Origin of the sequence: Escherichia sp. KCJ4928 (assembly GCF_004352695.1) — a bacterium.
GTDB lineage: Bacteria > Pseudomonadota > Gammaproteobacteria > Enterobacterales > Enterobacteriaceae > ECMA0423.
Genome location: NZ_SJWV01000771.1, coordinates 1 through 255, shown reverse-complemented (window position 1 = coordinate 255; position 255 = coordinate 1). Strand labels below are relative to the sequence as shown.

The 255-nt window shown below is 42.7% G+C and carries 1 protein-coding gene; it reads left to right on the top strand.

Annotated elements, in window-relative coordinates:
• On the top strand, nt 1–255 hold a 255-nt coding region (locus E0D98_RS26700), incomplete at both ends, for an ISAs1 family transposase (RefSeq protein ID WP_131891675.1).

Below are 255 nucleotides of genomic sequence, written 5' to 3'. Positions count from 1 at the left end.
TGATAAAGACGTCATTGCAATTGATGGAAAAACGCTCCGGCACTCTTATGACAAGAGTCGCCGCAGGGGAGCGATTCATGTCATTAGTGCGTTCTCAACAATGCACAGTCTGGTCATCGGACAGATCGAGACGGATGAGAAATCTAATGAGATTACAGCTATCCCAGAACTTCTTAACATGCTGGATATTAAAGGAAAAATCATCACAACTGATGCGATGGGTTGCCAGAAAGATATTGCAGAGAAGATACAAAA